This window comes from Streptomyces sp. NPDC058632 (assembly GCF_042717095.1).
In the GTDB taxonomy this organism is placed as follows: Bacteria; Actinomycetota; Actinomycetes; order Streptomycetales; family Streptomycetaceae; genus Streptomyces.
In genome coordinates this window covers 38,325-60,210 of the sequence record NZ_JBHXQZ010000015.1, presented here as the reverse complement: position 1 = coordinate 60,210, position 21,886 = coordinate 38,325, and the positions used below count along the sequence as shown (strand labels likewise).

The window sequence follows — 21,886 nt, the reverse complement described above, 5'->3', positions numbered from 1 at the left end:
CGGCCACCCCCGGAGCCGGCCTTTCCGCTTTTGGCCGGTTCATGACGAGGGGTGACGCGACGCATGCGTAATGTGATGTGCTGGGGCTGATCGCGCTCCTTGGCCAGGGCTTGCGACATGCGACAAGCACATTGCTGACCGTCGGCAACGGGACCTGCGGGGAGGGGAGCGACCATGGGCGCGCGGCAGGGTCACCGCCGGATCGAGGGGTTCAGCTCCACCGGCGGAGTGGCACCCGGAGAGGCGATCGACTTCCACGTCACCGTCGACCCGCCCCAGGAGTTCCGCGTCGACGTCCACCGCGTCGGCCACTACGGCGGGCAGGGCGCCACCCGGATCATGTCCGGTCCTCGGCTCGCCGGCATCGCGCAGCCCCCGCCGCTCACCGCCGACCGGACGGTCTCCTGCCACCACTGGTGGCTGTCCTGGCGGCTGCCGGTCCCGTCGGACTGGAGTACCGGCGCCTACGTGGCCGTCCTGACCACCGCCGACGGCCGTCACCGCTCCCGGATCCCCTTCACGGTCCGCGACCACCGCCCGGCCGACCTGCTCGTCGTCCTGCCCGACATCACCTGGCAGCTCCACAACCGCTACCCGGGGGCCGACGGGACGGGCACGACCGATGCCGATGCCGATGCCGATACCTGCATCGCGACCACCGTCTCCTTCGACCGCCCGTACGCGGGCGCCGGGCTGCCTCCGTACGCCGGTCACGCCTACGACGTCATCCGCTGGGCCGAGCGCTACGGCTACGACCTCGCCTACGCCGACGCCCGAGACCTGCACGCCGGCCGGGTCGACCCCACCCGGTACAAGGGCCTGCTCTTCCCCGGCCCCGACGCGTACTGGTCCCAGGCCATGCGCGGCACCGCGGAACACGCCCGCGCACACGGCACCTCCCTCGTCTTCCTCTCCGCCCGGACGCTGTACGGGCAGGCGGAACTCGCGCCCTCTCCGTCCGGAGTCCCCGACCGCCTGCTGACCTGTCGCAGCGGCAGACGCCGGGGCCCGGACCGCAGGACACCGGACCGCAGGACACCGGGCAGACCGGCGCTGTGGCGGGAGACGGACCGCGCGGAGCAGCAGCTGATCGGCATCCAGTACGCCGGTCAGGTCCCCGAGCCGCACCCGCTGATCGTGCGCAACGCCGGTCACTGGCTGTGGGAGGCGACCGGGGCCTTCGAGGGCGACGGGGTCGAAGGGCTGGTCGCCGACGGGGCCGACCGTTACTTTCCCCGTACCCCACTGCCCGAGCACGAGGAGCGGGTGCTGCTCGCGCACTCCCCGTACACCGACCGGGCGGGCGCCGGACGGCACCAGGAGACCTCGCTCTACCGGGCGCCCTCCGGTGCCTGGGTCTTCGCGTCGGGCACGCTCGCCTGGCCCCCGGCCCTGGGCCGCCCCGGCCGGACCGACCCGCGCATCCAGCGCGCCACCGCCAACCTCCTCGACCGCATCTGCAAGAACGACTGACCCGCCCACCCGCGCCCCGTCCACCCGGCACACACCACCGCCCGCCGCTCCTGTCCGGGCGCCCGCCGCAGTGCCTGTCCGGCGTACACCACCGCCCGCCGCCCCGTCCCGGCCGGCGGGCACGACTGCCCCGGCCGGTTGCCGCTCCGCCCCGATCAGCGGGCGCGGCTGTTCGTACGGGACAATCGGAGGCACTTGTCCCGCCGTCTCCCACTCACCCCGTGCGAGCCCCGCGGGCGCCCTGTCCGTTGTTCCGAAACACGCGGAGGAACCGTGTCCGGATTCGTCGAGAAGCCCGAGCCGATCCAGGTTCCGGGTCTGGTGCATCTGCACACCGGAAAGGTGCGCGAGCTGTACCGGAACGAGGCGGGCGACCTCGTGATGGTCGCCAGTGACCGCATCTCCGCCTACGACTGGGTGCTGCCGACCGAGATCCCGGACAAGGGCAGGGTCCTCACCCGGCTCTCCCTCTGGTGGTTCGACCAGCTCGCCGACCTGGTCCCGCACCACGTCCTGAGCACCGAACTCCCCGCGGGCGCCCCCGCCGACTGGGCGGGCCGCACCCTCGTCTGCAAGTCGCTGCGGATGGCCCCCGTGGAGTGTGTGGCCCGGGGCTACCTCACCGGCTCGGGCCTCGCCGAGTACCAGGAGTCCCGTACGGTCTGCGGCCTCGCGCTCCCCGAGGGGCTGGTGGACGGATCGGAACTGCCCGCCCCGATCTTCACTCCGGCCACCAAGGCCGCCGTCGGCGAGCACGACGAGAACGTCTCCTACGAGGAGGTCGCCCGCCAGGTCGGCGCCGAGACCGCCGCCCGGCTGCGGCAGGCCACCCTCGCCGCGTACAGCCGGGCCCGCGACATCGCCCGGGAACGGGGGATCATCCTCGCGGACACCAAGTTCGAGTTCGGCTTCGACGGCGACACCCTGGTCGTCGCGGACGAGGTGCTCACCCCGGACTCCTCCCGCTTCTGGCCGGCCGAGCAGTGGGAGCCGGGCCACGCGCAGCCGTCGTACGACAAGCAGTACGTGCGGGACTGGCTGACCTCCGCCGAGTCGGGCTGGGACCGGGCGGGCGAGCAGCCCCCGCCGGCGCTGCCGCAGCACGTCGTGGACGCGACCCGGGCGAAGTACGTGGAGGCGTACGAGCGTCTGACGGGCGTCCCCTGGAGCTGAGGCCCCGTGCGCGCCCGGCTCCCGCGCCCGGCTCCCGCGCCGGGCGCGCACGAGGAAGACCCCGGTCCGATGGACCGGGGTCTTCCTGTTGCCCGAGCGGACGACGAGGTTCGAACTCGCGACCTCAACCTTGGCAAGGTTGCGCTCTACCAGCTGAGCTACGTCCGCATGCGCCGTGGCGCGAGAGCAACTATACCCAACCTCGCTCGCGCGCGAGCCGCACTGCGGCGTGACGGTTCTCCGCACCGAGTTTCGTGGCGGCGGCCGACAGATAGTTCCGCACGGTCCCCTGGGACAGCGCGGCCCGCTCCGCGATCTCCGTCACGGGGGCCCCGTCGGCCGCGAGTTCGAGCACCTCGGCCTCACGCGCGGTCAGCGGCGAGTCACCGGCGGCGATCGCGTCGGCCGCCAACTCGGGATCCACGTAACGGTTTCCCGCGTGCACGGTGCGGATGATCTCCGCGAGGTGCTGTGCGCTGACGGTCTTGGGGACGAAGCCGCGCACCCCCGCCGCGAGGGCCCGCTTCAGATGTCCGGGACGCCCGTGACTGGTCACGATCAGCACGCGGCAGCCGGGGAGTTCCGCCCGCAGCGATGTGGCGACCTTCACACCGTCCGCGCCGGGCATCTGCAGATCCAGTACGGCCACGTCGGGGGTGTGCGCCCGCGCCATCGCCAGCGCCTCCGGTCCGGAGGCCGCCTCGGCGACGATCAGGAGGTCGTCCTCCAGGGACAACAGGGTGGCGAGCGCCCCCCGGATCAGATGCTCGTCGTCGGCGAGCAGCAGCCGGACGGGCCCGGACGGTGTCGTCGTCATGAGGTGACCTCGTTTCGGGAGTCCGTGGAGCCGGGTGCCGCCGTCTGCGCCCCAAGACCCGTGGGCACAAGGGATTCGGCGGCCCCCGGCGCCACCGCCCCTGCCCTCGGCCCCGGCCCGGCTCCCGCCGTCGCCCCCGCGGGCGCGGACGACGGCACCTCCGCCGTCAGCAGGAACCGTCCGTCCCCGGTCGGTCCGGCCCGCAGCGTGCCGCCGATCTCCGCCAGCCGCTCGCGCAGTCCGACGAGACCGGAGCCCCGGCCGGGCCCGCCGGCGCCATCGGGCACCCCGTCGTTGTCCACCGTCAGCACCGCACGCCCCTCCAGCACCCGTACGTCCACCACGCATTGCCGCGCGTCGCCGTGCCGCAGCACGTTGGTCGCCGCCTCCCGCACCACCCAGCCCAGCGCGGACTGCACCTGTGCCGGGAGCCCGACCGGAGGGCCGGTGACCGTGCAGTCGATGCCGGCCGCGGTCAGCACTCCCTTCGCGCCCGCGAGTTCGCTGTTCAGATCGGCCTCGCGGTAGCCGCGCACGACCTCACGCACCTCCCGCTGGGTCTCCTGGGCCAGCCGCTGCACCTCGACCATCTGTGTCACCGCCTCCGGCCGTTCGCGCTGGGCCAGCTGGACGGCCAGCTCGCTCTTGAGCGCGATCACGGCGAGGTTGCGGCCCATGACGTCGTGCAGGTCCCGCCCGAACCGCAGCCGTTCCTCCGCGACGGCGAGCCGGGTACGGGTCTCGCGGGCCTCGTCGAGCTCGTGGACGACGTTGAGCAGCCAGAGCGAGAGGACGTAGGTGGCGGTGACGAACCCGGCGCTGAGCAGGACCACCGCCGCGACGATCAACGCGCCGGGGGCGGCCATGCCGAAGGCGGAGGCCACCAGTCCCGAGCCCGCGGCGAAGCCCGCCGGAGAGGCGAGCATCCGCCGTCGGTCGCGCAGGCCGAGCGTGATCGTTCCCGCGCCGAAGGCCAGGACGACCACGTAGACCCCGAGGGCCGTTCCGTCGGCGTCCCGGCCCGCCCGGTCGTGTTCGACGAGCGAGACGGCCGTCGTCGCGACGCCCGCGGTGACGACACCGAGGGCCCACAGCAGCCGCACCGGCTTCGCCCGCCGCCCGCGCTGCCAGTCCAGCGACCGCGAGGCGATTACGCCGCAGAGCACGCAGTGCCCGGCGACGAGCACCATCAGCGCAGTCGCCGCTCCCGGCCCGCCCGCTCCGGGGTGCTCGCCCCGCACGAGCAGTCCGAGAAGCTGCCCGCCGGCCGTCACGAACTCGACCAGCACCATGAAGTGGAACGACCACCGCGTGTACGCCTCGACCTTCGCCGGGGTGCTCTTGCGCCGCCACCAGCGACCCGGCCTGCGCATGTCCTCGCCCGGCCTGACCATGTCCTCGCCCGCCCCGCTCTCCGCCCCGCTCTCCGGGCCGCCCTCGCGCCCGCGTACTTCGTGTCCGCGTGCCTCAGCGTCGCGGTTCCCAGCGGAACCACCGGCGTACAGCAAACACCGACACCAGGGTCCAGGCCACACCGGTCGCCAGGGCGAACAGCGTCTCGGAGCCGGAAAGGTTTCCGGTGAAGCCGCCGCGCACCAGGGTCATGACGGGGGTGAAGGGCAGCAGTTCGCAGACGGAGGCCAGCCGGTCGGGCAGGATCTCCAGCGGGACGGTCATGCCGGAGGCGAACATCGAGACCAGCAGCACCGGCATCGAGGTGACCTGCGCGCTCTCCGCGGTCCGGGTGAAACTCGCGGTGACGGCGGCGAGCGTCGCGCTCAGCACCAGACCCAGCAGCAGCCCGAGGACGGCCAGATGGGCGGCCTTCGGTGCGTCCATGTCCATGAGGAGCGCGCAGCCCACCGCCAGGAGCAGCGACTGCGCCAGTCCGATCGCGCCGGACGGCAGCGAGGACGCGGTCAGGATCTCGGCGTCCCGCAGCTCCCCGGTGCGCAGCCGCTTCAGCACGAGTTCCTCGCGCCGGGTGACGAAGACGCCGACGAGGGCCGCGTAGACGGCGAACAGCAGGGAGAAACCGATCGCGGCGGGCAGGATCAGTGTGCCGACGCTCAGACCTGCCCCGGCGAGGTCCATCTCGTCGGACGCGGTGCGGAGGCTGAACGGCACCACCGCCGGGACGAACAGCGCGGCGAAGAGGGTGCCCTTGCTGCGCCCGAGCAGCGTCAGCTCGGCGCGGGCGAGGGCCCGCATGCGTCCCACGGGGGTACTGGCCGCCGTGCTCCTGCCATGTGTTCCCTTGGCCGCCCCCTCGGGCGTGATGACCGTGCCGCTCATGCCGCGTACTCCCTTCCGGTCGTGGTGGACGCCTCGCCGGCCGAGGCTTCGTGCGCGTGGTCGCGCGCGGAGACGTCGTGGGCGATACCCAGGAACGCCTCCTCCAGCGACGCCGAGCGCACGTCCAGTCCCCTCAGTTCCATTCCGGCCTGCTCGGCCCACACCAGCAGGCGGGTGGCCGCCCGTTGCAGTTCGCGGGTGTGCAGCTTGACGGTCCGTCCGTCCAGTTCGTGTCCGGTCACGCCCAGCTCGTCGAGCGGCGGCAGGTCGCCGGGGAAGTAGCCCTGGGGCAGCTCGAAGGTGATCCGGGACGGCTGCGCGGCGGTCACCTCGGCGGGCGTGCCGGTGGTGGCGATGCGTCCCTTGTGCATGATCGCGAGGTGGTCGGCCAGCGCCTCGGCCTCCTCCAGGTAGTGGGTGGTCAGCAGCACGGTGGTGCCGTTGTCGCGCAGCTCCCGCACCAACCGCCAGGTGTCGCGGCGCCCTTCGGCGTCCAGTCCGGTGGTCGGCTCGTCGAGGAACAGCACCTCGGGGTCGCCGAGCAGCGCGAGAGCCAGGTCCAGGCGGCGCCGCTCACCCCCGGACAGCTGCTTGACCCGTACGTCGCCCTTGTCGCCCAGTCCGACCAGCGGCAGCACCTCCTGCGGCGGACGGGCCCCGCTGACGGCGCCGGCCCACATCCGCGCGGTCTCCGTGACGGTCAGGTCGGACGGGAAGCCGCCTTCCTGGAGCATCACGCCGGTGCGGGGCCGTACGGCGGCGCGGTCGGTGTACGGGTCGTGCCCGAAGATCCTGACCTGCCCGTCCGTCGGTGCCGCGAGGCCCTCCAGCAGTTCGAGGGTGGAGGTCTTGCCCGCGCCGTTGGTGCCCAGCAGCGCGAAGACCTCTCCCCGCCGTACGGAGAAGCTGATCCCGCGCACGGCCTCGAACCCGCCCCCGTACACACGGCGCAGGTCGGTGACCTCAATCACGTGTTCGTGTCCGTTTGCTTGCATGCTTCGATCATTCCGCCCGTACGGGTCGGACGGCAGTGCACGCTGTCATCACCCGGGATGACAAATGTCAGACGGCCGGCACCGCCGGGAGCACGGAGGACTCGGGCCGGGGACCCGGGACGCACGAAAAGACCCCGGTCCGATGGACCGGGGCCTGATTCCCGAGCGGACGACGAGGTTCGAACTCGCGACCTCAACCTTGGCAAGGTTGCGCTCTACCAGCTGAGCTACGTCCGCGTTGCCTCCGACCGGCTTTCACCGGTCGGTGCGAGCACCAGCCTACCTGATCGACTTGACCGACCGGTACGACTGCGCAGAGCGGGTGACAGGAATTGCACACTGCGCCTTCCCCCTGGAAGGGGGATGTTCTACTACTGAACTACACCCGCGTGTACTCCGTGAGCCGGGCCTTTCGGCCTTGCCCCTCGGCGTGCTCCAGACTCTAGCTGATCAGCAGGGGTGTTGCGCAAGTCGGCTGTTCCGAGGGGCCGATGGCCGGCCGTGCCCCCGGCATGTCGGCCGGCCGTCGACGTCCACGGTTCGCCCGCCTGCCCGGGCCCGGGCCCCGACGGCCGGAGGCGGTCACGGCCCGGCCCGCGGGGGCGTTCACCGGGCCGCGGCGAACGCCTCGTAGACCCGCTTGGGGATCCGCCCGCGGGCGGGGACGTCCATCTGGTTCGACTGGGCCCAGGCGCGCACGGCCGCCGGATCGGGGGCGACCTCCGTCTGCCGGTACGTCCGCCCCGAGCGGGAACGCTTGCGGCCGGCCTCCATGTAGGGCGCGAGCGCCTTCCGCAGCCCGTCGGCGTTGTCTTCGTTCAGGTCGATCTCGTACGACTTGCCGTCGAGTCCGAAGGCGATCGTTTCCGCCGCTTCCGAGCCGTCGATGTCGTCGAAGAGAGTGACCACGACCTTCTGCGCCACGAATATCGGTCCCTTCGTGCGACACCTCTGTTGACGTCCGTGATGACGTGCCGGGGCGTCGCTGAGATGTCGGCTGTTCGCCTGTAATCGGGCAAAGTATCTGCTAATGACAATTCATTTGTACAGTGCCCGGCATTGCATTGTGAAGCTCGACTAAATCTGTCCGCGTGTCCTGCGCGCAATAGAGATACGTGACAGAACATGGATCTTTCCCGGATCTTTTCCCGGAGGTCTCCCCGGGATGCCGAATCGTGATCGGGGTCACGTAGATTCCTCCAACTCTACTCGCGTAGAAATTTTGTACGGGTAGTCTGAAGGAACCTGCTCAGCACCACACACCGGGAGTGCCAGTGGCACGCGTCGTAGTCGACGTCATGCTCAAGCCGGAGATCCTCGACCCCCAGGGCCAGGCGGTGCAGCGCGCACTGCCGCGGCTGGGATTCGAAGGGATCTCGGACGTCCGCCAGGGAAAGCGATTCGAACTGGAAGTTGACGGGCCGGTCGACGAGACCGTGCTCGCCCGCATCCATGATCTTGCGGAATCCTTCCTCGCCAACACCGTGATCGAGGACTTCACCGTCAGGGTCGAGGAAGTCGCGGAGGCCGTGAAGTGACCGCTCGTATTGGCGTCGTCACTTTCCCGGGCAGCCTCGACGACCGTGACAGCCGGCGCGCGATCCGGCTCGCGGGTGCCGAGCCGGTCGCCCTGTGGCACAAGGACAAGGACCTCCACCAGGTCGACGCCGTGGTGCTCTGCGGCGGGTTCTCCTACGGCGACTACCTGCGCGCCGGGGCCATCGCCCGTTTCTCACCGGTGATGGACACCGTCATCGAGCAGGCGAAGGCGGGACTGCCCGTCCTCGGCATCTGCAACGGTTTCCAGATCCTCACCGAGGCTCACCTGCTCCCCGGCGGCATGCTGGGCAACGACCACCTGCACTTCATCTGCCGTGACCAGAAGCTGCGGGTGGAGAACGCGGACACCGCCTGGACCGGCGACTACACCGCCGGGCAGGAGATCAGCATCCCGCTGAAGAACATGGACGGCCGCTACGTCGCCGACGCGCGCACGCTGGACGAGCTCGAGGCCGAGGGCCGCGTCGCCTTCCGCTACGTGACCGAGGGCGAAGCCGCCGACGGCTACGGCAACCCCAACGGCTCGCTCAACGACATCGCCGGCATCACCAACGCGGCGGGCAACGTCGTCGGTCTGATGCCGCACCCCGAGCACGCCGTCGAGCCGCTGATCGGCACCGGCCGCACCGACGGCCTCCCGTTCTTCACCTCGATCCTCAAGAAGCTGGTCAACGCATGAGCCGGACGCCTCTGGACACGGTCGAGCACGCGGCGAAGACCCCCGACGTCGAGCTGCCCTGGGCCGAGCTCGGCCTCAAGAAGGACGAGTACGAGCGGGTGGTGGAGATCCTCGGCCGCCGCCCGACCGGCGCCGAGCTCGCCATGTACTCGGTGATGTGGTCCGAGCACTGCTCGTACAAGTCCTCCAAGGTCCACCTCCGCCAGTTCGGCGAGAAGGCCCCGCAGTCCGACGCGATGCTCGTCGGCATCGGCGAGAACGCGGGCGTCGTCGACGTCGGCCAGGGCTACGCGGTGACCTTCAAGGTCGAGTCGCACAACCACCCGTCCTACGTCGAGCCCTACCAGGGCGCCGCGACCGGCGTCGGCGGCATCGTCCGCGACATCATCGCGATGGGCGCCCGCCCGGTCGCCGTCGTGGACCCGCTGCGCTTCGGCGCCGCCGACCACCCGGACACCAAGCGCGTCCTGCCCGGCGTCGTCGCCGGCATCGGCGGCTACGGCAACTGCCTGGGCCTGCCGAACATCGGCGGCGAGGTCGTCTTCGACTCCTGCTACCAGGGCAACCCGCTGGTCAACGCCGGCGCCATCGGTGTCATGCGGCACGAGGACATCCACCTCGCCAAGGCGTCCGGCGCGGGCAACAAGGTCATCCTGTACGGGGCCAGGACCGGCGGCGACGGCATCGGCGGCGCCTCCATCCTGGCCTCCGAGACCTTCGACGACGCCAAGCCGTCGAAGCGCCCCGCCGTGCAGGTCGGCGACCCCTTCCAGGAGAAGCTCCTCATCGAGTGCACCCTGGAGGCGTTCCGCGAGAAGCTGGTCGTCGGCATCCAGGACCTCGGCGCCGCGGGCCTCTCCTGCGCCACCTCCGAGCTGGCCTCCAACGGCTCCGGCGGCATGCGCGTCACCCTCGACGACGTACCGCTGCGCGACTCGACCCTGTCTCCCGAGGAAATCCTCATGAGCGAGTCGCAGGAACGCATGTGCGCGGTGGTCGAGCCGGAGAAGGTCGACCGCTTCCTCGAGATCTGCGAGAAGTGGGACGTCATCGCCACCGTCATCGGTGAGGTCACCGACGGCGACCGCCTGGAGATCTACTGGCACGGCGGCAAGATCGTCGACGTCGACCCGCGTACCGTCGCCCACGACGGCCCGGTCTACGAGCGCCCCTACGCCCGCCCCGACTGGCAGGACGCGCTCCAGGCCGACGACGCCGGCAAGCTGCCCCGCCCGGTGACCTCCGAGGAGCTGAGGGACCAGGTACTGAAGCTGGTGGGCTCGCCCAACCAGGCCTCGAAGCAGTGGATCACCCAGCAGTACGACCACTTCGTCCAGGGCAACACCGTCCTCGCCCAGCCCGAGGACTCCGGCATGATCCGTGTCGACGAGGAGACCGGCCTCGGTGTCGCCATCGCCACCGACGGCAACGGCCGGTACGCCAAGCTGGACCCGTACACGGGCGCGCAGCTGGCGCTCGCCGAGGCGTACCGGAACGTGGCGACGACCGGCGCGAAGCCCCTCGCCGTCTCCGACTGCCTGAACTTCGGCTCGCCCGAGGACCCGGCCGTCATGTGGCAGTTCGCCGAGGCCGTCCGCGGCCTCGCCGACGGCTGCCTGCAGCTCGGCACCCCGGTGACCGGTGGCAACGTCTCGCTCTACAACCAGACCGGCGAGGCCGCCATCCACCCGACCCCGGTGGTCGCGGTCCTCGGCGTCATCGACGACGTGGCCCGGCGCACGCCGGCCGCCTTCCAGGAGGAGGGCCAGCTGCTCTACCTCCTCGGCGACACGCGTGAGGAGTTCGGCGGCTCGGCCTGGTCCCAGGTCGTCCACGACCACCTCGGCGGCCTGCCGCCCAAGGTCGACCTGGAGCGCGAGCGGCTGCTCGCCGAGATCCTGATCTCCGCGTCCCGCGACGGCATGATCGACTCCGCGCACGACCTGTCCGACGGCGGTCTGGTCCAGGCCGTGGTCGAGTCGGCGCTGCTGGGCGGCAAGGGTGCGCGTCTCGTCGTGCCGGACGGGCTGGACGCGTTCACCCTCCTGTTCTCCGAGTCGGCCGGCCGCGCGGTCGTCGCCGTGCCGCGTTCCGAGGAGATGCGTTTCACCGACATGTGCGGTGTGCGCGGTCTCCCGGCGACGCGCGTCGGCGTCGTCGACGGGGACACGGTGGAGCTCCAGGGCGAGTTCGCGCTCACCCTCGAGGAGCTGCGCACGGTCCACGAGGAGACGATCCCGGCACTGCTGGCCTGACCGGCTCCCGCCCTCCCGCCCTTACGCCTTTCTGGCACGCCCCTTCCGTACGAAGCCCCCGCCCGGGTCAGGGCGGGGGCTTCGGCGTTGAGCGGGCCCGCAGCCGGAAGGGGTTGCGCGTGATTACGTAGTTACGTAATCTCGGGATCGTGGAACTCGAAGAACGCGTCGCCGCCCTCGAACGCCGGCTCGCCGCACTGGAGACGGCGGAAACGGCGGAGACGGCGCGTCACGGCGCCCCCCGCCCGGGGGAGGGCGACTTCTGGGCGCTGGAAGGGCTGAAGAACCAGCTTGCCGAGCTGAAGGCGGCCGACGGGGGCGTGCTGTTCACCGGCGCGGTTCGGCTGCCGACCGGTGAACAGTACGAGTGGCAGTACGGCGCCCTCACCGGAGGACTGCTGGACGAGGACTGGCCGGCCGCCGCCGAGCCGCTCGCCGCCCTCGGTCACCCGGTCCGGCTGCGGCTGCTCCGCGAGATCCTCGGCGGCCGGCGCACCGCCGCCGAACTCGCGGAGCTGGACGGCGTCGGCACGACCGGCCAGATCTACCACCACCTGAGCCGGCTCACCGGTGCCGGCTGGCTGCACACCACCGGCCGGGGCCGCCACGAGGTGCCGGCGGGCCGGGTCGTACCGCTGCTGGTGCTGCTGTCCGCCGCACTGACCTGACCGGGGCCGATCACCACACCCACGACGATCAGGGGGAACCATGTCCGCACGCAAACTCGCCATGATGACCTTCCGCGGTTTACAGCTGGGCTTCATCGCCCTGGTGATCGCCCACATCTGCCTCGGCTGGGGATACCCGATCCTGTGGAACCTGCTGCCGCTGCTCCTGGCCTACGTCCTGATCACCGTGGTCAACCGGTGGGGCGGCGGTGCCCCGGACCACCCGCGCGTCGCGCGTGAACCGGTCGAGGTCGACCCGCCGGTGACCGGCCGCTGGTCCGCGCTGAACAGCCCGGCCGACCGCACCCCGAGCCACGGCACCCACGCCTACGGCCAGACGTACGCCATCGACATCGTCGCCGAGCCCGAGCCGGGCGCCCGTCCCGCGTTCTCCCCGTTGTGGCCGCTCGCCCGCCGCCCCGCCGCCTTCCCCGCGTACGGCGCTCCCCTGCGCGCGGTCGCCGACGCCACGGTCGTCCGGGTCTCGGACGGGCAGCGCGACCACCTCGGCCGCACCTCGCTGCCCGGGCTGCTGTACCTGATGCTCGTCGAGGGCTCGGTGCGCGAGATGGGCGGGGTCCACCGGATCGTCGGCAACCACCTGGTGCTGGACCTCGGCGACGGGACGTATGCCGCCTACGCGCACGTGCGGCGCGGCTCGTTCACCGTCCGCGAGGGCGACAGGGTACGGGCCGGACAGGTGCTCGCCCGCTGCGGCAATTCGGGCAACTCCTCCGAGCCGCACCTGCACTTCCAGCTGATGGACGGCCCCGACCCGGACACCGCGCGGGGCGTCCCGTTCGCATGGCGCCACATCGGCGTCCCCCGGGGCGGCGAGGTGTTCGACGTCCCCGAACCGGCGTCGGCCGCCCCCGCATAGGCTGCCGCCATGCCCCCGGCCAAGAAGCGCACCCGCTCCTACGACCCCGCCAGGACCCGAGCCGCCGTACTGGCCCAGTTCGAGAACGTCCGCGCGGCCGTCCGGACCCTCACCCCCGAGCAGCTCGCGCTGCCCACCCGCCTCGGCGACTGGACCGTGCGGGACCTGATCGCACACCTGGCCCTGAGCGTCGCGAGCGTCGGCCGGGCCCTGGAGCGGGACGAACCGGCGAAGCCCGGACTCGCGCTGCTGGACTACCCCGCCGCGACCGCCGCCCACGCCGGTGCCACCGCCGAGGCTTCCCGGGAGCTGGCCGGGGCGGCCCCCGACCTCGACGCCCTGCTCGCCCGTACCGAGGAGGACCTGGCCCGGCACCTCGCCGCCGCCCCGCCCCACCGCGTTCTCGCGATGCGGGCCGGCGCCATGACCCTCACCGACTATCTGGTCACCCGCGCCGTCGAGCTCGTCGTCCACACCGACGACCTGGGCGCCGCCGTGCCCGGTCTGGACGTCCCCCACGACCGGCAGGCCCTGGCCGCGTGCACCCGGCTGCTGGCCGACACGCTCGCCGCGAAGGCGCCCGGCGGTTCGACGGAGGTGCGGGTCCCGCCGTACGCGGTCGTCCAGTGCGTGGAGGGGCCGCGGCACACCCGGGGCACCCCGCCCAACGTCGTCGAGACCGACCCGCTGACCTGGATCCGCCTGGCCACCGGGCGCACGGCATGGCAGGACGCGGTGGCGGACGGCACGGTCGGTGCGAGCGGGGAGCGGGCGGATCTCGGACCGTACCTGCCGCTGATGACGTGAGCCCTGCCCGGCCGACGGGAGGGGAACCGTCCGTACCCCGTCCCCGTCGAAGGGGCATGTACACACACAGGTACAAGAGGAACAACGGGCACAAGCGGCGCATGCTTCTCACGGTGGCGGCCGCCGCCCTCCTCGTCCCCTTCGCCGCGGCCTGTGGCAGTGAACGGGCGGGTGCGGGGGCGGACGCCGGCGGGGCAAGCGCGGGCAGTGCCACGGCCGGCGCCGCGGAGCAGCCCCTCACCGGCATCCGCTGGAACGTCGACAGCGTCACCGTGGACGGCACCACCCACCGGGCCACCTCCGACGCGTACATGACCCTGAGCGAGAGCGGCGGGGTCGAGGGTGGTTACGGCTGCAACAGCTTCCGCGGCGACACCGCCCCCGACGGCGACCGTGTCCGGCTCGACGTCCTCAGGAGCACCCTCGTCGCCTGCGACGGGCCGGGCGGGGAGTTCGAGCGCGCGCTCCTGAACGCCTTCACCGACGGCAGCCCCCGGGCCGAGGTGAGGGAGGGCCGCCTCACCCTCACCTCCGAGGACGGCACCACCGTCCGCTTCAGCGAGGGCGGTGCGGACACCCCGCTGCACGGTACGAAGTGGAGGATCACCTCCCCCGACGCCGCGGGTCGCGCCCACCTCGCCTTCGACGAGAAGGAGGGCACCGTCTCCGGAAGCCTCGGCTGCAACAAGGTGAACGCCGACGCCACCGTCCGCGACGGCCATATCACCGTCGGCACGCCCGCCATGACCCGAATGGTGTGCGAAGACTCACTCATGGATGCCGAGAAGCGACTGCTGCGGCTTTTCGACACCACGCTCAGCTACCGGGCAGACCACCGGAAAATGACGCTGAACAGCGAAAACGGAACGACCGTCGAGGCCTTCGCCGTCGAATGATCCACAACTGAGGCCTCGTACCCAATTCGGACCAGCACTCGACCTCGCCTACACTCGGTGGCGTGCCACGTGGTGACGGACGACTCAACCACGACCTGCTCCCTGGAGAGAAGGGCCCCCAGGACGCCTGCGGCGTCTTCGGTGTCTGGGCTCCGGGCGAAGAGGTCGCCAAGCTCACGTACTTCGGGCTCTACGCCCTCCAGCATCGGGGCCAGGAATCCGCGGGTATCGCGGTCAGCAACGGCTCCCAGATCCTCGTCTTCAAGGACATGGGCCTGGTGTCCCAGGTCTTCGACGAGACCTCGCTCGGTTCGCTCCAGGGTCATATCGCGGTCGGTCACGCCCGCTACTCGACCACCGGCGCCTCCGTGTGGGAGAACGCCCAGCCCACCTTCCGTGCCACCGCGCAGGGATCGATCGCGCTCGGCCACAACGGCAACCTGGTCAACACGGCGGAGCTCGCCGAGCTGGCCGCCGAACTCCCCAAGGAGAACGGCCGCGCCCCCAGGGCGGCGGCCACCAACGACACCGACCTGATCACCGCCCTGCTGGCCGGCCAGCGCGCCGCCGACGGCGAACCGGTGACCGTGGAGCAGGCCGCGCACGTGGTCTTCCCGAAGCTCAAGGGCGCCTTCAGCCTCGTCTTCATGGACGAGAACACGCTGTACGCGGCCCGCGACCCGCAGGGCATCCGCCCGCTGGTCCTCGGCCGCCTGGAGCGCGGCTGGGTCGTCGCCTCCGAGTCCGCCGCCCTCGACATCTGCGGCGCCAGCTATGTGCGCGAGATCGAGCCGGGCGAGTTCGTCGCCATCGACGAGAACGGCCTGCGCTCCTCCCGGTTCGCGGATGCGAAGCCCAAGGGCTGTGTCTTCGAGTACGTGTACCTGGCCCGCCCGGACACCGACATCGCCGGACGCAACGTCTATCTGTCGCGCGTCGAGATGGGCCGCCGCCTCGCCAAGGAGGCGCCCGCCGAGGCCGACCTGGTGATAGCGACGCCGGAGTCCGGCACCCCGGCCGCCATCGGCTACGCGGAGGCGTCCGGCATCCCCTTCGGCGCCGGTCTGGTCAAGAACGCGTATGTCGGACGGACGTTCATCCAGCCCTCGCAGACCATCCGGCAGCTCGGCATCCGCCTGAAGCTGAACCCGCTCAAGGAAGTCATCAAGGGCAAGCGCCTGGTCGTCGTCGACGACTCGATCGTGCGCGGCAACACCCAGCGCGCCCTGGTCCGCATGCTCCGCGAGGCGGGCGCCGCCGAGGTCCACATCCGGATCTCCTCGCCGCCCGTGAAGTGGCCCTGCTTCTTCGGCATCGACTTCGCGACCCGCGCGGAGCTCATCGCCAACGGCATGTCCATCGAGGAGATCGGTGTGACGCTGGGCGCCGACTCCCTGGCGTACATCTCCATCGACGGCATGATCGAGGCGACGACCATCGCCAAGCCGGACCTGTGCCGCGCCTGCTTCGACGGCGAGTACCCGATGGATCTGCCCGACCCGGAGCTCCTCGGCAAGCGGCTGCTGGAGACCGAGCTGGCCGCCGGCACGGCCGCACCGGCCGCGGTCGACGCGATCCGCCGCCCGTAAGCCCTTGCCCTGCCGTAACGAGACGAAGGCTCTCCCCGTCATGTCTGAGAACACTGGCGCCGGCCCCGCCGCGGCGTCGTACAAGAACGCGGGCGTCGACATCGACGCGGGCGACCACGCGGTCGAGCTCATGAAGGAATGGGTGAAGAAGACCCGGCGCCCCGAGGTTCTCGGCGGCCTCGGCGGCTTCGCCGGCCTCTTCGACGTCTCCGCGCTGAAGAACTACGAGCGTCCCCTGCTCGCCTCCGCCACGGACGGCGTCGGCACCAAGGTCGACATCGCCCGCCGGCTGGGCGTCTACGACACCATCGGCCACGACCTGGTCGCCATGGTGATGGACGACATCGTGGTGTGCGGTGCCGAGCCGCTGTTCATGACCGACTACATCTGCGTCGGCAAGGTCCACCCCGAGCGGGTCGCCGCGATCGTCAAGGGCATCGCGGAGGGCTGTGTGCTGGCCGGCTGTGCCCTGGTCGGCGGTGAGACGGCCGAGCACCCGGGCCTGCTGGGCGAGGACGACTTCGACGTCGCCGGCGCCGGTACGGGCGTCGTGGAGGCGGACCGGCTGCTCGGCGCGGACCGTATCCGTGAGGGCGACACGGTCGTCGCCATGGCCGCCTCCGGACTCCACTCGAACGGGTACTCGCTGGTCCGGCACGTCCTGCTGAACCAGGCCGGACTCGCCCTGGAGAGCCACGTCGACGATCTGGGCCGCACTCTCGGCGAGGAGCTCCTGGAGCCCACCCGGATCTACTCGCTGGACTGCCTGGCCCTGACCTCCACCACCGAGGTGCACGCCTTCAGCCACGTCACCGGCGGCGGTCTCGCGGCCAACCTGGCCCGTGTCGTCCCCGACGGGCTGCACGCGGTCGTGGACCGTTCCACCTGGACCCCGGGCCCGGTCTTCGACCTCGTCGGCCGGACCGGTTCGGTCGAGCGCCTGGAGCTGGAGCGGACCCTCAACATGGGCGTCGGCATGATCGCGATCGTGCCGCAGGAGTCCACGGACGTGGCGCTGACGACGCTGGCCGACCGCGGGCTGGACGCCTGGGTGGCCGGCGAGATCACCGGCCGCGGCGACCGGACGACGGGAGCGGAACTGGTGGGTGACCACGCGGGCTGAGCGGACCGGGTGCGCGGAGCATGCGAAGGACACCGAGCATGCCGAGCACACCCGGTACGGCGGCGGACCGCGCGAGCGGACAGCACAGAACCCGGTCGGTGACCGGAGTCACCGACCGGGCTGATGCTTCAGTGCAGGGTCAAGCGCCACGACGTTGTGGCGAGGACTGGCCGTCCCCGTCATCGTCGTCCTCCTCATAGAGGTCGGCGTACCGTGCGTACAGGTCCTCGTCCTGCTCATCGTCCTCAACAGGGTCACCGTTGACATTCGGTGACGTGTTCGAAGGCGATGCACCCAGCTCCTCGGCCAGACGTGCGAGGTCCGTCCCGCCGCTGTTGTACTTCAGCTGGCGGGCGACCTTCGTCTGCTTGGCCTTGGCCCGGCCGCGCCCCATGGCTCGACCCCCTCAACGACGGGGCTCGACGGCCCCAGAGTCTTGACACGCGTTCATGGTCCGGAACGGGCTCTCCTCGGAGAGGCCGGTCCGTAGGGCTCCCACGGTACCTGAGCCCACGCCCATACGGTACGTCGCCCGTATGACGCGCCCCCGCCCGGGGCCCTCGAGACACCCTGTTCTCCCTGGTCAAGTGCGATTTCAAGCACTTGTCGAGGGCCGACCCGCCGGGAGAAGTGAGAGTTCTCTCGAAGTGCCCCTCCGCGGGTACCGGCCAAACGTGCGAACAGCGTGCGGGGGCGGGCCTGCCGGTCCTCCCCCGCACGCGCCCCACGGGCGTCCGTACGCGCCGTGTACGCGTCCCGTGGGCGCGCTGTACGCGTTCCGCATGTGTCGCGTACACGCCCCGTACATGGCCCGTACGCGCCCCCTGCGCGGCCCGTACGCGGCTCAGCGTGACGCGCGCGCCTCCGCCATCCGCTGTTCGGCGATCCGGTCGGCCGCCGCGGCCGGCGGAATCCCGTCCGACTTCGCACGCGCGAAGATGGCGAGCGTGGTGTCGAAGATCTTCGCCGCCTTCGCCCTGCACCGGTCGAAGTCGAAGCCGTGCAGCTCGTCGGCGACCTGGATGACCCCGCCGGCGTTCACCACGTAGTCCGGCGCGTACAGGATCCCGCGGTCGGCGAGGTCCTTCTCGACGCCCGGGTGGGCGAGCTGGTTGTTGGCGGCGCCGCAGACCACCGTGGCGGTCAGCACCGGCACGCTGTCGTCGTTCAGGGCGCCGCCCAGCGCGCACGGGGCGTACACGTCCAGGCCCTCGGTGCGGATCAGTGCCTCGGTGTCGACGACGGCCGTGACGCCCTGCGGGTGCCGGTCCAGGACCCGTCGTACGGCGTCCTCGCGCACGTCGGTGATCACGACGTCGGCGCCCTCCTCGCGCAGGTGGTCCACCAGGTGGTGGCCGACCTTGCCGACGCCCGCCACACCGACCTTGCGGTCGCGCAGCGAGGGGTCGCCCCACAGGCGCTGGGCCGAGGCCCGCATCCCCTGGTAGACGCCGAACGCGGTGAGCACGGACGAGTCGCCGGCGCCGCCGTTCTCGGGTGAGCGGCCGGTGGTCCAGCGGCACTCGCGGGCCACGACGTCCATGTCGGCGACGTAGGTGCCGACGTCGCAGGCGGTGACGTACCGGCCGCCCAGGGAGGCGACGAACCGGCCGTAGGCGAGCAGCAGCTCCTCGGTCTTGACCGTCCCGGGGTCGCCGATGATCACTGCCTTGCCGCCGCCGTGGTCGAGACCGGCCATGGCGTTCTTGTACGACATCCCGCGCGCGAGGTTCAGCGCGTCGGCGACGGCCTCCCCCTCGGTCGCGTACGGGTAGAAGCGCGTACCGCCGAGGGCGGGGCCCAGAGCGGTGGAGTGGAGGGCGATGACGGCCTTGAGGCCACTGGCACGGTCCTGGCAGAGCACGACTTGCTCGTGACCGCCCTGGTCCGAATGGAACAGGGTGTGCAGGATGCCGTCAGATACGTCGGTCACGGTGGTGACTCCTGAGTAAGTAGCGGCGGGTGGACGCAGTTCCCGAAACTCCCCCGCGCTTGTGGCTGTGGGGGCGGTGGCGGAGGCTGTGAGCACGAGGTTAGAGCCTGCCGCCCGCGGGGACGGAACCGTGTCCAGGATCACCTCCGCGCGCCTCGTCCCGGAGGAACGGCGTGCGACGATTTGCGTGGATTACCCGTAGGTGCGAGTCGTCCGTCCGCCGCCCGCGGGCCTGTGGGCGGGCCCGCAGGTTTTCGCGCCGGTGCGCGGGGGAGGGAGCAGGCGTGCCCAAGGTCTCCTCGGTGATCGTCCCCTACGCGGCCTACCTGCGCGTGTACGAGCCACTGACCGCCTTCCCCGAGCCGGAGCGCGGTCACTGGGCCCGTTACGCCCGCCGCCCCGACCTCCCCTCCTACCAGGACGAACTGCGCCGGGCCCTGGCCGACGTCGTGCCGACCCCGCCGGTTCCGGTCCCGGTGCGGGAGAGCGACGACGCGTTCGTGCTGGAGGTCGACGGCATGGTCTGCGTCTGCCCCTGGCGCACCCGGCTGCGCGGCTGGCAGGCCCTGGGGGAACTCGCCGAGGACTTTCCCCTGCCGGTCCTGGACGCGCTTCTGCCCCCGTTCGTACGGCGCCAGGCCGCCGAGGACTACGAGCGCTGGCTGACCGCCCACCCCGAGGCCCGGCCGTGGATCCGCACCGCGACCTGGCAGGTGCCGATCAACTGGTTCGTGCTGGTCTCGGACGAGGAGCGCGAGTACGACAAGGGCTCCCGGGGCTCCCCGGGCCTCGCCGGCTCCACGAGCTCCGCCGGCGAGGCCCCCGTGCTGCGGTACCGCACACCCATGGTCGAGGCGCGGCGCCGGGTGGCGCGCGGGCTGCGGGCACTGAAGACCGCCATGGACGAGGGGCCGCTGATCGACGGACTGGTGGACGTGGGGCGCTGGCTGGAGGAGTTCCATCCGCGTTCACTGGTCGAACTGGACTACGGCGGCCTGGTGCACGCCCTGCCGGCCGGCGCGCTGGAGGACGACCACTCCGCGGCGGACGTGGCCGAGGGGATCGCGGCGCTGCGCCGCGGTGACGGGGTGACCGCGGGGGAGGCATACGGGCGGCTGGTGGAGCGCTGGCGCTCGGTCCGGGACCTGCGGTCGGCCAACTGACGCCTGGTCGCGGCGGGGTGACGAGTCGCGGCGGGGTAACGAACTGGCGTTTGACCAAACGCCCTTCTTGGGGTTTTGTCGTCGCCCTGAGGTGTCGTCAACCGGGACCCGACAACGGACGTAGGCGTCGATCCGGACGTATGTCCCAAGCGGGTCAAGGGTGACGGACCGCACGTACGCGGGCCTTGCGCCACTTGCCCCCCCTCGTGCCAAAATAGGACAAGGAGTCCGGGGAGGACTCCTCCGTCCTGCTGTGCTCGACTATGGGCGGAATCTCAGCATTGCGCGCTTTGGGGGGTCCGGTGACTCCTGATCGCGGCTGTGACTGATCGTCACAACCGTGTGACTGTCCGCTATGGCATGGTCCATCGGCTTCCGCGGCTGATGAACACCTGGGAGGGCAATTCCATCGGTTTGGCCGACGCGGCTGGACGGATGGTGTAGTTGTAGTGCCGAGGACAAGCCGTTCGTCCTATAACCGACTCGACCCGCGTCCGCCATTTCGGGCAACGCGGGTCAAGGTGCAGAATTTAGAGGAAAGAACCGAGAAGGTTCGGTTCTCCCGAGGAGGCCGCTCATGACCGCTCGCACCCCTGATGCCGAGCCGCTGCTGACCCCGGCTGAGGTCGCCACCATGTTCCGCGTCGACCCGAAGACGGTCACACGTTGGGCGAAGGCCGGCAAGCTCACGTCGATCCGCACGCTCGGCGGGCATCGCCGCTACCGCGAAGCCGAGGTCCGCGCCCTGCTCGCGGGCATTCCGCAGCAGCGCAGCGAGGCCTGAACAACTGAATAACCCGGACAGACCGGCCGGTCCCCTAGCCGGCCGAGGTGTTCGGACCCACAGCTCCACACGACGCGGGAACTGCCCCAACAGGACCCTCGCCCAGGCCGATCAGAGCTTTCCAGGCAGCTGAACCGGGTGCGTCGTCGATCGCGCTGGACTCCGCCGAGTCCAGCGCGATCTTTTGTGTGCGGGGACTGTTGAGGGTGTGCCGGTGCGGTGCCCCCGGGCGGGTCTGCGCGGGATCCGTGCAAGGGCCTGTCGGGCTCCGGGGGTGACGGTGGGGTCACCTGTGCGGAAGTTCGGGAGGGCCTTCGGGAGTAGTGCAATTGCACATATTAAATTGACTTGGTGGAGGAGACGGGTGAGTACCGGACTTCCTGAAACCTATGCGGTGACACCCGTCACATGCCGGTCGCCTTGTTGGGCCACCGGCATATGCGTTAAAGCGGCGGGCGGTGGGCCCGATGTGAAGCAACTCGGGGGCAGGGCCCGGGAACTGGGGCGGCCGGGGCGGCTGGGCTAGGCGGTGGACGCGCCCTCGCCCCCGACGTGCTCCGGGGGGTGCTCCGTGGACTCGGCCGGCCCCGAGGGCCCGGCGGGGCGCGCGGACTGTTCGGTGCGTGCGAGGGCTTCGGGGGTGCGGGGTGCGGAGTCCATCACCAGGCGCAACAGGCGGTGGCAGACCGGACAGTGGCGGGTGTGGTGCCCGAACGACGAGGCAGCCGACAGATGCGCGCGGAGCAACGCCCGCGTCTCGTGCCTGGCCGATGCCGGCATGTGCCACCTCCAGTGG

At 71.2% G+C, this 21,886-nt stretch carries 20 protein-coding genes, 3 tRNA genes and 1 pseudogene; 13 read left to right on the top strand and 11 right to left on the bottom strand.

Features of this window, described 5'->3' with window-relative positions:
- Positions 1 to 138: 138 nt before the first annotated feature.
- A pseudogene (locus ACFWVE_RS08620) lies at positions 139 to 1,473 on the top strand (N,N-dimethylformamidase beta subunit family domain-containing protein); the annotation flags it as partial.
- A 273-nt stretch (positions 1,474 to 1,746) separates the two neighbouring features.
- The gene (locus ACFWVE_RS08615; protein WP_384009565.1) at positions 1,747 to 2,646 is read left to right on the top strand and encodes a phosphoribosylaminoimidazolesuccinocarboxamide synthase; all 900 of its coding nucleotides are present in this window, start codon (positions 1,747 to 1,749) and stop codon (positions 2,644 to 2,646) included.
- A 95-nt stretch (positions 2,647 to 2,741) separates the two neighbouring features.
- Here the strand turns inward: ACFWVE_RS08615 and ACFWVE_RS08610 are convergent.
- From ACFWVE_RS08610 to ACFWVE_RS08575, 8 genes are all read right to left on the bottom strand, one after another.
- Positions 2,742 to 2,814: transfer RNA gene (locus ACFWVE_RS08610), tRNA-Gly, on the bottom strand.
- A 22-nt stretch (positions 2,815 to 2,836) separates the two neighbouring features.
- A complete protein-coding gene (locus ACFWVE_RS08605; RefSeq protein ID WP_384009563.1) occupies positions 2,837 to 3,463 on the bottom strand; it encodes a response regulator in 627 nt (208 codons plus the stop codon).
- Positions 3,460 to 4,836, bottom strand: coding sequence for a sensor histidine kinase (locus tag ACFWVE_RS08600; protein ID WP_384009562.1), 1,377 nt, complete (start codon positions 4,834 to 4,836; stop codon positions 3,460 to 3,462). The genes ACFWVE_RS08605 and ACFWVE_RS08600 overlap by 4 nt, the downstream gene beginning before the upstream one ends.
- A 94-nt stretch (positions 4,837 to 4,930) precedes the next feature.
- The gene (locus tag ACFWVE_RS08595) at positions 4,931 to 5,758 is read right to left on the bottom strand and encodes an ABC transporter permease (protein WP_384009560.1); all 828 of its coding nucleotides are present in this window, start codon (positions 5,756 to 5,758) and stop codon (positions 4,931 to 4,933) included.
- The gene (locus tag ACFWVE_RS08590; RefSeq protein WP_384009558.1) at positions 5,755 to 6,753 is read right to left on the bottom strand and encodes an ABC transporter ATP-binding protein; all 999 of its coding nucleotides are present in this window, start codon (positions 6,751 to 6,753) and stop codon (positions 5,755 to 5,757) included. The genes ACFWVE_RS08595 and ACFWVE_RS08590 overlap by 4 nt, the downstream gene beginning before the upstream one ends.
- A 164-nt stretch (positions 6,754 to 6,917) precedes the next feature.
- A tRNA-Gly gene (locus ACFWVE_RS08585) sits at positions 6,918 to 6,990 on the bottom strand.
- An 80-nt stretch (positions 6,991 to 7,070) separates the two neighbouring features.
- Positions 7,071 to 7,142: transfer RNA gene (locus ACFWVE_RS08580), tRNA-Gly, on the bottom strand.
- A gap of 217 nt (positions 7,143 to 7,359) precedes the next feature.
- Entirely contained in the window at positions 7,360 to 7,677 is a 318-nt protein-coding gene (locus ACFWVE_RS08575) for an Lsr2 family protein (protein ID WP_384009556.1), read from the bottom strand.
- A gap of 350 nt (positions 7,678 to 8,027) precedes the next feature.
- Here ACFWVE_RS08575 and purS point away from each other — a divergent pair, with 350 nt between their 5' ends.
- From purS to purM, 9 genes are all read left to right on the top strand, one after another.
- The gene (gene purS, locus ACFWVE_RS08570; protein ID WP_384009554.1) at positions 8,028 to 8,291 is read left to right on the top strand and encodes a phosphoribosylformylglycinamidine synthase subunit PurS; all 264 of its coding nucleotides are present in this window, start codon (positions 8,028 to 8,030) and stop codon (positions 8,289 to 8,291) included.
- Positions 8,288 to 8,992: a phosphoribosylformylglycinamidine synthase subunit PurQ gene (gene purQ, locus ACFWVE_RS08565; protein ID WP_384009552.1), complete on the top strand. Its 705-nt coding sequence runs from the start codon at positions 8,288 to 8,290 to the stop codon at positions 8,990 to 8,992. Before purS ends, purQ begins: the two co-directional genes overlap by 4 nt.
- Positions 8,989 to 11,247 carry a phosphoribosylformylglycinamidine synthase subunit PurL gene (purL, locus tag ACFWVE_RS08560; RefSeq protein WP_384009550.1) on the top strand — a complete coding sequence of 753 codons (2,259 nt, stop codon included), beginning with the start codon at positions 8,989 to 8,991 and terminating at the stop codon, positions 11,245 to 11,247. The genes purQ and purL overlap by 4 nt, the downstream gene beginning before the upstream one ends.
- Before the next feature lie 149 nt (positions 11,248 to 11,396).
- Positions 11,397 to 11,915: an ArsR/SmtB family transcription factor gene (locus ACFWVE_RS08555; RefSeq protein WP_384009548.1), complete on the top strand. Its 519-nt coding sequence runs from the start codon at positions 11,397 to 11,399 to the stop codon at positions 11,913 to 11,915.
- Between the two features lie 40 nt (positions 11,916 to 11,955).
- On the top strand, positions 11,956 to 12,795 hold the full coding sequence (locus ACFWVE_RS08550; protein ID WP_384009546.1) for a M23 family metallopeptidase: 840 nt from the start codon (positions 11,956 to 11,958) through the stop codon (positions 12,793 to 12,795).
- A gap of 9 nt (positions 12,796 to 12,804) precedes the next feature.
- The gene (locus tag ACFWVE_RS08545; RefSeq protein ID WP_384009544.1) at positions 12,805 to 13,602 is read left to right on the top strand and encodes a sterol carrier family protein; all 798 of its coding nucleotides are present in this window, start codon (positions 12,805 to 12,807) and stop codon (positions 13,600 to 13,602) included.
- A gap of 101 nt (positions 13,603 to 13,703) precedes the next feature.
- Positions 13,704 to 14,498 carry an META domain-containing protein gene (locus ACFWVE_RS08540; RefSeq protein WP_384009542.1) on the top strand — a complete coding sequence of 265 codons (795 nt, stop codon included), beginning with the start codon at positions 13,704 to 13,706 and terminating at the stop codon, positions 14,496 to 14,498.
- Positions 14,499 to 14,560: 62 nt separating this feature from the next.
- Positions 14,561 to 16,087 (top strand): amidophosphoribosyltransferase, encoded by a 1,527-nt coding sequence (gene purF / locus ACFWVE_RS08535; protein ID WP_384009540.1) that lies wholly within the window; start codon positions 14,561 to 14,563, stop codon positions 16,085 to 16,087.
- 40 nt (positions 16,088 to 16,127) lie between these two features.
- On the top strand, positions 16,128 to 17,210 hold the full coding sequence (gene purM, locus ACFWVE_RS08530) for a phosphoribosylformylglycinamidine cyclo-ligase (protein WP_384009538.1): 1,083 nt from the start codon (positions 16,128 to 16,130) through the stop codon (positions 17,208 to 17,210).
- Positions 17,211 to 17,349: 139 nt separating this feature from the next.
- Here the strand turns inward: purM and ACFWVE_RS08525 are convergent, their stop codons facing one another.
- The gene (locus tag ACFWVE_RS08525) at positions 17,350 to 17,604 is read right to left on the bottom strand and encodes a DUF3073 domain-containing protein (RefSeq protein WP_384009536.1); all 255 of its coding nucleotides are present in this window, start codon (positions 17,602 to 17,604) and stop codon (positions 17,350 to 17,352) included.
- A 450-nt stretch (positions 17,605 to 18,054) separates the two neighbouring features.
- Entirely contained in the window at positions 18,055 to 19,143 is a 1,089-nt protein-coding gene (locus tag ACFWVE_RS08520) for a Leu/Phe/Val dehydrogenase (protein WP_384009535.1), read from the bottom strand.
- Between the two features lie 284 nt (positions 19,144 to 19,427).
- Between ACFWVE_RS08520 and ACFWVE_RS08515 the strand changes: the two genes are divergently transcribed.
- Both ACFWVE_RS08515 and bldC read left to right on the top strand, forming a co-directional pair.
- Positions 19,428 to 20,306: a hypothetical protein gene (locus ACFWVE_RS08515; protein ID WP_384009533.1), complete on the top strand. Its 879-nt coding sequence runs from the start codon at positions 19,428 to 19,430 to the stop codon at positions 20,304 to 20,306.
- Positions 20,307 to 20,883: 577 nt separating this feature from the next.
- Positions 20,884 to 21,090, top strand: a complete 207-nt coding sequence (gene bldC / locus ACFWVE_RS08510) for a developmental transcriptional regulator BldC (protein ID WP_003949541.1) — start codon at positions 20,884 to 20,886, stop codon at positions 21,088 to 21,090.
- A 522-nt stretch (positions 21,091 to 21,612) separates the two neighbouring features.
- On the opposite strand, the gene ACFWVE_RS08505 is transcribed toward bldC, so the two are convergent.
- Positions 21,613 to 21,870: a DUF6274 family protein gene (locus ACFWVE_RS08505; protein ID WP_384009531.1), complete on the bottom strand. Its 258-nt coding sequence runs from the start codon at positions 21,868 to 21,870 to the stop codon at positions 21,613 to 21,615.
- Between the last annotated feature and the right edge of the window lie 16 nt (positions 21,871 to 21,886).